Origin of the sequence: Albidovulum sp. (assembly GCF_049646345.1) — a bacterium.
Lineage (GTDB): Bacteria > Pseudomonadota > Alphaproteobacteria > Rhodobacterales > Rhodobacteraceae > Albidovulum.
Genome location: NZ_JBARVQ010000398.1, coordinates 1 through 8,778, shown reverse-complemented (window position 1 = coordinate 8,778; position 8,778 = coordinate 1). Strand labels below are relative to the sequence as shown.

Genomic DNA, 8,778 nt, shown 5'->3' with positions numbered 1-8,778 from the left:
CTTCTGGACATGGCGGTCCGACCGGTTCTTCAAGGCGGTGGAATGACCGAGACGCGTGGGGCCGGAACCGGGGCGCGCCCGCGTCACCTCCTGCTTGCGCCACTCTACCTGCTCGGAGCGCTCTTGGTCCTGCTTCCGGCAGCCCTTATCATTGCCCGCGTCATCTGGATGCCCTTCTGGATCCCCGCAAGTGCGATGGCGCCGACGCTTCTGGCCGGTGACTATATGGCGGTACGCCCCGTGCAGCCCGACACCATCCGGCGCGGCGATGTCCTTGTCTTCCGTCACACGGTCCATAGCGCAGCGTTTGTCATGCGCCTTGTCGGCCTGCCGGGGGACCGGGTGCAGATGGCGGACGGGCGGCTGCACCTGAACGGTGATGCGGTCGATCGGGAGCCCGCCGGGACATTCACGGAAGTGAAGGGCCCGCAGGGGCCGGGCCTGTCACTCCCACGTTGCGGCAACGATCCCGTCGGGATGGGCATGCCCTGCGAAACCCCGCGCCAGCGTGAGACCCTGCCCGGGGGACGAGGTCACTTTACCCTCGACCTCCAACCCGACGGTGCGCAGGACGACACGCCCGAATTCACCGTGCCTGCGGGGCACCTCTTTTTCCTCGGTGACAATCGTGACAATGCCTTTGACAGCCGCTTTTCGCAGGCCGCCGGCGGGCTCGGCATGGTTCCCCTTGAAAATGTCATCGGCCGCGCCGAATGGATCGTCTTTTCCGCGCGGGGCGCATTGCTGGCCGACGTCTGGAACTGGCGCGGCGGCCGCTTCCTGAAGGGGGTCGAATGAAACTTTCCGCCGATCTTGCCGCCTTTGCCGCCCGGATCGGGCATGACTTCGCCCGGCCAGAGCTTCTGGTGCGCGCGGTCACGCATGCCTCCATCTCCACGCCTCAGCGACCCGACAACCAACGGCTGGAATTCCTTGGCGACCGGGTGCTTGGTCTTGTCATGGTCGAAGCGCTTCTGGCCGCCGACAAGGGCGCGAGCGAGGGCCAGCTGGCCCCCCGCTTTAACACTCTCGTGCGTAAGGAAACCTGCGCCGATGTTGCGCGCGAGATCGCGCTGGGCGATGTCCTGAAACTCGGCCGGTCCGAGATGATGTCAGGCGGCCGTCGGAAAGAAGCGCTTTTGGGCGACGCGATGGAGGCGGTGATCGCCGCCATCTATCTCGATGGCGGGTTCGAGGCCGCAAAATCCGCTATCCTCCGGCTGTGGGGCGGCCGGATCGGGCAGGTTGAGGCCGATGCCCGCGATGCCAAGACTGCCCTTCAGGAATGGGCGCAAGGCCGGGGCATGCCGCCGCCCGCCTACCGCGAAGTGAAACGCGACGGCCCCGACCACCAGCCGGTCTTCACCGTCGAAGTGCGACTGGAAACGGGTGAGGCCGAAACCGCGAAGGCCGGGGCGAAGCGGCAGGCGGAACAGGCCGCGGCAAAGGCATTGCTGGCCCGGATGGAGCAGGGCTGACCTGAGCTGCCCCCTTTTCCGGCCGGTTTTTTTGTCGTCCCCGGCCGTGTCACCAGCCAGATCATGGAACCGGCCTTCGGGCCGGATACGACACCACGCCTCGCCTTGAGGCGTCACGTGCGATCGCATAGGGTGGCGCGCGATCCTGATCCTCAACGCGGAGAAACCCATGACCCGGCGCCTGCAAATCGTTTTAGGCGATGACCGCATGGACCCGCGCGCCGATCCGGCGGCAGGAGGCCGGGCGTGCCGAGGCTCCCGGATCGGGAACTGTCCAACGGCCAGGCATTCTGGCTGAACGCCCGCCATGGCCCGTTCCCTCGCGCTCGCGCTTTATCTCATCTCCGCCGGACGGGGTGGTACCGGCCCTACGCCGGAACGGGCGCCGCGCCCTGACGGGCCGTTGCTCTGGCTTCATCTCGGTCATGGCGAGACCCCCCATCGGCTGTCGCATCTTGCTACACGGCTGATGCGCGACCGGCCAGACCTGACCCTGCTGATGAGTTGCGAGGGGAAGGACCCGACGGGTCTCGGCGCCTTTCCATCCTCCGTCATTGCCGATCTGCTGCCGCCGGACAACCCGGCGATGGTTCGCAGGTTTCTCGATCACTGGCGCCCCGATACCGCCGTTCTGACCGGGCCGAGTCTGCCCCCCGCAATGATCGTCGGAGTGCATGACCGCGGCATTCCTCTGTTGCTGGCCGATATCAGGATGACGGCCACCGGGGAACGCGGTTGGCGTTGGCGCAAGGGAATGGCAGCCTCACTTCTTGGGCGGTTCCGCCGCATCCTCGCCCAGGACCCCGAAACCGCAACCCGTCTGCGCCGCCTCGGTGGGCGCGGGATTGCGGTGGATGTCGCGGGCCGGATCGAAGAGACGGCCGAACCCCTGCCCTGCAATGAGCGGGAGCGGGCATCGCTTGCCGAACTGGTTCAGACCCGGCCGATCTGGCTGGCGGCGGGGTGCAATGTGGCAGAGGAAGATGCAATCATCGCAGCGCATTCCCATGCGATGCGCCTTGCGCACCGGATGCTGCTGATCCTGTCTCCGGCGGATGCGGAACGCGCGCCAGCACTTGCCGAACGGCTGCGCCGCGAAGGCTGGATCGTGGCGAAACGGACGCGTGAGGAAGAACCAGAACCAGAGGTTCAGGTCCTGGTCACGGATGGCGATGTGGAGCTTGGCCTCTGGTACCGGCTGGCCCCGGTCACCTTCATGGGGGGCACGCTGCTCGAAGGTGGCCCCGGGCGGAACCCGTTCGAACCGGCGGCATTCGGCTCGGCGATCCTGCACGGGTCCCATGCGGGCGCCTATCCCGACGCCTATGCCCGACTGACCGAGGCCCGCGCAACACGGCTGGTGACCAGTCCCTCTGCCCTGGCCGAAGCCGTGTCCGAGCTGATTGCCGCCGACAAGGCGGCCATCCTCGCCCATAACGCATGGGCCGCTTCCTCTGGCGGTGCAGAGGTGGCCGAGCGGGTCACCCAGGCGATCCTCGCCGAACTCGACGCCGTCCCGGCGAAGGCGGCGGTGTGATGCGCGCACCCGGTTTCTGGTACCGCGATCCCGCAGCACCCGGACTTGCGGCCCGGCTTCTGTCGCCGCTCGGCCGTGTCTATGCGGGTCAGACAGCCCGGCGACTGGCCTCAAGCGGCGGCGACCATCCCGGAATTCCGGTGATCTGCGTCGGCAATATCAATGCGGGCGGCACCGGCAAGACACCCACAGTGATCGCGCTGGCACAAAGACTGGCCGCGCGCGGCGTGACGGCTCATGTCGTCAGCCGGGGCCATGGCGGGCGGCTCACCGGTCCGGTCCGCGTGGATGAGCGGCGCCATAGCGCTGCGGATTGTGGGGACGAACCGCTTCTGCTGGCCGGTTTCACACCGACATGGATCGCCCGCGACCGGGCAGCGGGGGCCCGCGCCGCGGCGGCTGCCGGGGCCGGGGCGATCCTGCTCGATGACGGGTTCCAGAACCCGGCTCTTGCCAAGGACCTGTCAGTTGTCGTCGTCGATGCGGCGCGCGGCGTCGGCAACGGGCTCTGCCTGCCCGCCGGGCCGTTGCGGGAACCGGTCGAGGTGGGCCTCGCCCGTGCGGACATGCTGGTTTCCATCGGCGATCCGGCCATGCAGGAGGCGTTCGCGGCACGATGGGGGCACGCGGTCACCGTCCCGCACCTCACCGGGGGGCTGAAACCCCTTCCCACCGGCATGGACTGGCCCGGCCTCAGGGTGCTGGCCTTCGCCGGGATCGGCCATCCCGAAAAGTTCTTCGCCACGCTCCGCGACCTTGGTGCCGAAATCGTCCGCTCGGTGCCGCTGGATGATCACCAGCCCCTGACGCCCGCGATCCTGCGGCGGCTGGAAAGCGACGCGGCAGCCCTTGGCGCACAGCTGGTGACAACGGAAAAGGACGCCGTCCGCCTGCCGCAAGACTTCCGCGCGCAGGTCCTGAGCGTCCCGGTACGGTTGGAGCTGGACGACTGGGCTCCGCTCGATGCACGGCTTTCCGAGCTGGGACTGTGAACGTAATGTGGGTTTAAACCCACCTTACAGGGACTGCCGCCGGACCCGATCAGCCACTATGCCTTTCGTAAGGTGGGTTTAAACCCACCTTACCCGGATCAATCCTTCAAGTCGTGCTCGCCGAGTTTCGGCGAAGGCCGGTCCAGCGCAAGTTCCGCGCCCGAGAAGGTGAAGGGCGACCGCACACCCGGGACACCATCCCGCTCGATCCGCATGCCGCGTGCCGCGACCTGGGGATCGGCAAAGACCTCACCCATATCATTGATCGGGCCGGCGGGCACGCCCTCGGCCTCACAGGCGGCCAGCAGGTCGGTCTTGGCCCAGCCTTTGGTTTTCGCGCTAAGGGCCGCCGTCAGCGCCTCGCGATTGGTGATACGGTCGGCATTGCTCAGATAGTCGGGCGCCTCGGCAAGGTCATCGAGCCCCAGCAAGCGGCAAAGCCGCCGATACTGGCCGTCATTCCCGGTCGCGATGATGATCCAGCCATCGGCGCAGTCGAAGACCGAATAGGGCACAATGTTCGGGTGTGCGTTGCCCATCCGAACCGGGGCCGTGCCCGAGGCGAGGTAGTTCATCGCCTGATTGGCCATGATGCTGGTCGCCACGTCGAAAAGCGCCATGTCAATATGCTGGCCCTCGCCCGTCGTCGCCCTCTGATGCACGGCGGCAAGGATCGCGGTCGTGGCATAGACACCGGTGAAGATATCGGTGACAGCAACGCCCACCTTTTGCGGCTGGCGGTCGGGTTCACCCGTCACGCTCATCAGCCCCGACATGCCTTGAATGATATAGTCATAACCCGCCCGGTGGGCATAAGGCCCGGTCTGGCCAAAGCCGGTGATCGAGCAATAGATGAGCCGCGGATTGACCGCGCGCAGGCTCTCGTAGTCGAGCCCGTATTTCCTGAGCCCCCCGACCTTGAAATTCTCGATCAGGATATCGGCGTCCGTGACCAGTTCGCGAACGAATTGCTGCCCCTCATCGGTGCGGAAATCGGCCGTCACCGACTGCTTGCCGCGATTGCAGGAATGGAAGTAGGCAGCCGAGCGGTCGCCGTCGCGGTCAATGAAAGGCGGACCCCAGCGGCGGGTGTCGTCGCCTTCGGGTGCTTCGACCTTGATCACCTCGGCACCGAGATCGGCCAAAGTCTGACCGGCCCAGGGACCGGCCAGAATGCGGGCCAGTTCGACGACCTTAAGACCCGAAAGCGGGGTCATCAGGATCAGTTCGCCAGTTTCTCGTCGAGGAGTGCGGCAAAGTCCTCATAGGACATGTTGGCGTATTTCTGCCCGTCGATGACGAAAGACGGCGTTCCGGTGATGTCGTCCTTCGTGGCATTCGCCTGATAGGTGGCGATCATCGCCTTCAGCTGATCTTCATCCTTCATGCAGGCATCGACCTGATCTGCGCCAAGTCCGGCCTTCAGGCCGATCTTTTTCAGATTGTCGGCAATCGTCGCGGCATCGCCGTCGCCGATCCAGGTCTTCTGGGTGTCATAGATGATGTCGGAAATACCGAAATACTTCTCTGCCCCGCCACAGCGCGCAACAGTTGCCGCCCAAAGGCCGAACTTGTCGAAATAGACCTCACGATAGACGAAACGGATCTTGCCGGTGTCGATGTAGTTGGTCTTGAGCTGGTCGAAGACGCTTTCGTGGAAATGCGCGCAATGCGGGCAGGTGAAAGAGGCATATTCGATCACCTCCACCGGGGCTTTTGCCTGACCCAGCACCATATCCGGCACCATCTGCGCCTCGGATGCCGCTGTTGCTTCCTGCGTGACGGCGGCCTCGGGTGCTGTGCCTTTCGTCATCCAGAACGCGCCGCCCGCTGCGGCTACAAGCGCTACGGCACCGGCGATGAGATACGTCTTCGACATGGATCAGCCTTTCTTGTTACGCGGCCGAGATAAGACCTTTTCACCCAGAGCTTCAAGCGCTGCCCGGAGAGTCTGGTCACCAACCTCACCGGAAAGTGTTCGCGCGGCCTGCTGAACCGCCGGATCGGGCGGTTCCGGGGCGGGTTTCGGTTTCGGCGCGAAGGCGACCTGACCTTCGGCAAATCCGGTGGGCGCGGTCTGGGTGATCACGACCCTGGAAATGGCGTTGTAGCCATAGCAGGCATTCACCTTGTCGCGGATCTTCGGCAATTGCATCTGCAACAACGGGGCCGAGGCACCGGTGGTCAGGAGCGTCAGTGTCGCACCAAACCCTTCGCGCCCATAGCCCACCTTCACCGGCAGGGCCATTGCGGCAATCTCTTCGCCCACGACCTCGGCCCAATGGGTCAGAAGCCGCGACACGGCAAAGCCACGCGATTCGCCCGCCGCGCGGATGCGGTCCTTCAAAAGCCCTGCGGCGGGCTGAAATCCCCGGCCACGACGCCTTTGGTTGGGGGGCGTGACGCTCATCCCTGTCCTTTCCCGTGCTCGCCTCTATGTTAGACGTCGCACAGGGCCTTGCCCACTGGCTTGATGGCAACGGAGCGGAATTTTGCAGGATAATGAAAGTGCGGCGCTGCTGGACTGGTATGACGTGAATGCCCGCGTCCTGCCGTGGCGCATTGGCCCCGCCGACCGCGCGCGCGGCGTGCGCCCCGATCCCTACACTGTGTGGCTGTCGGAAATCATGCTGCAACAGACGACCGTTGCCGCCGTCCGCGACTATTTCCACCGCTTTACCGCGCGCTGGCCGGATGTCGCGGCACTGGCGGCTGCGGCGGATGAGGATGTGATGGCCGAATGGGCAGGGCTTGGCTACTACGCCCGCGCCCGCAACCTCTTGAAATGCGCCCGCGCCGTGGTGGCGGGCCATGGCGGGCGGTTCCCGGACACCCGCAATGCGCTGCTGACCCTGCCGGGCATCGGCCCCTATACCGCAGCCGCCATCGCCGCCATCGCCTTTGACGAAGCCGCGACGGTGGTCGACGGAAATGTCGAACGGGTCACAGCGCGGCTTTTTGCCATTGAGACCCCGCTGCCCGCTGCCAAGCCCGAGCTGACCGCGCTGGCCGCCCGATTGACGCCCGACAACCGCCCCGGCGATCACGCGCAGGCAATGATGGACCTTGGCGCCACGATCTGCACGCCACGTAATCCGGCCTGCGGAATCTGCCCGCTGCGCACCTTCTGTAAGGGTCTCGCTTCCGGCATACATGCCGATCTGCCGCGCAAATCGCCAAAAGCCGCCAAACCGACGCGTTACGGCATCGCCTATCTCGGCCGCCGCGCCGATGGCGCGGTACTCCTTGAACGCCGCCCGGAACGGGGGCTGTTGGGCGGGATGCTCGGCTGGCCGGGTACGGATTGGGCCGGAACCGCGCCGGAACCCGGGCCGCCCGCCAAGGGAAACTGGTGCCCGGTGCCGGGCGAGGTGCGCCACACCTTCACCCATTTTCACCTGATCCTGTCGGTCCACACCGCGATGCTGCCGGGAGGCACCAACCCCGAACGGGGCCATTTCGTGCGGCACGAGGATTTCCGCCCCGCGGACCTGCCGACGGTGATGCGCAAGGTCTATGACCTTGCGTTCGCGCATGGCACGGCGGATTGAGCCCCACGCCGCTCGCGCCTAGACTGGCACAAAGGCAGCAGGCGGAGCCCTCATGTCCCGACCCGGTTCCAGTTTCGTATCAGCAGCCCCGTTCTGGCTGTCGCTGATCCTCGTGCCCTTGGCGGTCATCGGCGCGGCTGAGGGCGGCTGGACCGTCTGGCTTTTGCCGGTCTACGGCTGGATCGTGACCTCGATCCTCGACGCCATCGCCGGACACGAGACACAGAACCCCGATACCGAGACGCCCGAGTCCGATCTGTTCTGGTACCGGCTGATTACCATGATCTGGTTCCCGGTGCAGGCAGTCACGCTTTACGGGATGATCTGGTACGTCACGCACGCGGGTCACCTCGTGACTTGGGAGAAGGTCGTTCTGTTCTTCGGTGTCGGCGTCATCTCGGGCTCGATCGGCATCACCTATGCGCATGAACTGATGCATCAGAAGAACCGGCTGGAGCGTTGGCTGGGCGACCTTTTGCTGGCGACCGTGCTTTACAGCCATTTCCGCAGCGAACACCTTCTGGTTCATCACCGCTATGTCGGCACCCCCCGCGATGCGGTGACAGCGCGGTATAACGAGGGGTTCCACCGGATGTTCTTCCGGGTGCTGAGTGAAGGGCCGGGATCGGCGTGGCGGGCCGAGAAACAGCTTCTGTCGCGCGCCGGGCGCACGCCTCTACACGCCTCAAACCCGTTCTGGCGGTACGGGGCGCTGCAACTTGCGGCCCTTGCGCTGGCCTTCACCATCGGCGGCTGGGCCGGGCTTATCCTTTTCGTCTGGCAGGCCTTCGTCGCGATCTGGCAGTTGGAGCTGGTGAACTATGTCGAACATTACGGCCTGACCCGCCGCCATCTGGGTGAGGGTAAATACGAACATGTCCAGCCACGTCATTCGTGGAATGCCGATCACAAGGTCACAAACTGGATGCTGATCAACCTTCAGCGCCATTCAGACCACCACTACAAACCCGACCGCCGCTTCCCGCTGCTGCAGACCTATTCAGCGGATGAGGCGCCCCAGCTACCCGTCGGATATCCCGGCATGACCGCGATGGCGATGATCCCACCCCTCTGGCGGCGGCGCATGAATCCGCGTGTCAGGGCCTGGCGGCGCAAATACTATCCCGATATCGAGGACTGGAGCGCGTATAATCGCGGCACGCTACCCCTGCCGAAAGGCGCAAGCTGAATCCTCTGCCCTTGCCACCACACCTTTGTTG

General features: G+C 65.3%; 9 protein-coding genes. 6 read left to right on the top strand and 3 right to left on the bottom strand.

What is annotated here, in order from left to right; genetic code table 11:
- The 4 genes from lepB to lpxK form a co-directional block, all read left to right on the top strand.
- Positions 1-798: signal peptidase I (gene lepB, locus WBB85_RS09755; RefSeq protein WP_432638428.1), on the top strand; the 798-nt coding region annotated here is incomplete at its 5' end.
- Positions 795-1,478 carry a ribonuclease III gene (gene rnc, locus WBB85_RS09750; RefSeq protein ID WP_432638427.1) on the top strand — a complete coding sequence of 228 codons (684 nt, stop codon included), beginning with the start codon at positions 795-797 and terminating at the stop codon, positions 1,476-1,478. The genes lepB and rnc, both read left to right, overlap by 4 nt.
- Positions 1,479-1,785: 307 nt before the next feature.
- Positions 1,786-3,015 (top strand): 3-deoxy-D-manno-octulosonic acid transferase, encoded by a 1,230-nt coding sequence (locus WBB85_RS09745; RefSeq protein WP_432638426.1) that lies wholly within the window; start codon positions 1,786-1,788, stop codon positions 3,013-3,015.
- On the top strand, positions 3,015-4,007 hold the full coding sequence (gene lpxK / locus WBB85_RS09740) for a tetraacyldisaccharide 4'-kinase (protein ID WP_432638425.1): 993 nt from the start codon (positions 3,015-3,017) through the stop codon (positions 4,005-4,007). Before WBB85_RS09745 ends, lpxK begins: the two co-directional genes overlap by 1 nt.
- A gap of 98 nt (positions 4,008-4,105) precedes the next feature.
- Here the strand turns inward: lpxK and WBB85_RS09735 are convergent, their stop codons facing one another.
- Genes WBB85_RS09735 through WBB85_RS09725 form a run of 3 tightly spaced genes read right to left on the bottom strand, consistent with a single transcriptional unit; the run spans position 4,106 to position 6,417 of the window.
- The gene (locus tag WBB85_RS09735; protein WP_432638430.1) at positions 4,106-5,227 is read right to left on the bottom strand and encodes a CaiB/BaiF CoA transferase family protein; all 1,122 of its coding nucleotides are present in this window, start codon (positions 5,225-5,227) and stop codon (positions 4,106-4,108) included.
- Between the two features lie 2 nt (positions 5,228-5,229).
- On the bottom strand, positions 5,230-5,886 hold the full coding sequence (locus WBB85_RS09730; protein ID WP_432638424.1) for a DsbA family protein: 657 nt from the start codon (positions 5,884-5,886) through the stop codon (positions 5,230-5,232).
- A gap of 3 nt (positions 5,887-5,889) precedes the next feature.
- On the bottom strand, positions 5,890-6,417 hold the full coding sequence (locus WBB85_RS09725; protein WP_432638423.1) for a DUF721 domain-containing protein: 528 nt from the start codon (positions 6,415-6,417) through the stop codon (positions 5,890-5,892).
- A gap of 79 nt (positions 6,418-6,496) precedes the next feature.
- Here WBB85_RS09725 and mutY point away from each other — a divergent pair, with 79 nt between their 5' ends.
- A complete protein-coding gene (gene mutY, locus WBB85_RS09720; RefSeq protein WP_432638429.1) occupies positions 6,497-7,558 on the top strand; it encodes an A/G-specific adenine glycosylase in 1,062 nt (353 codons plus the stop codon).
- Between the two features lie 52 nt (positions 7,559-7,610).
- Positions 7,611-8,747, top strand: coding sequence for an alkane 1-monooxygenase (locus WBB85_RS09715; protein WP_432638422.1), 1,137 nt, complete (start codon positions 7,611-7,613; stop codon positions 8,745-8,747).
- Positions 8,748-8,778 lie beyond the last annotated feature (31 nt).

Bases quoted from the DNA above. Each gene is read 5' to 3' on its own strand.
- WBB85_RS09745 (WP_432638426.1), top strand. From the start codon at position 1,786: ATGGCCCGTTCCCTCGCGCTCGCGCTTTATCTCATCTCCGCCGGACGG.
- WBB85_RS09715 (WP_432638422.1), top strand. From the start codon at position 7,611: ATGTCCCGACCCGGTTCCAGTTTCGTATCAGCAGCCCCGTTCTGGCTG.
- lpxK (WP_432638425.1), top strand. From the start codon at position 3,015: ATGCGCGCACCCGGTTTCTGGTACCGCGATCCCGCAGCACCCGGACTT.
- WBB85_RS09725 (WP_432638423.1), bottom strand. From the start codon at position 6,417: ATGAGCGTCACGCCCCCCAACCAAAGGCGTCGTGGCCGGGGATTTCAG.
- WBB85_RS09730 (WP_432638424.1), bottom strand. From the start codon at position 5,886: ATGTCGAAGACGTATCTCATCGCCGGTGCCGTAGCGCTTGTAGCCGCA.
- rnc (WP_432638427.1), top strand. From the start codon at position 795: ATGAAACTTTCCGCCGATCTTGCCGCCTTTGCCGCCCGGATCGGGCAT.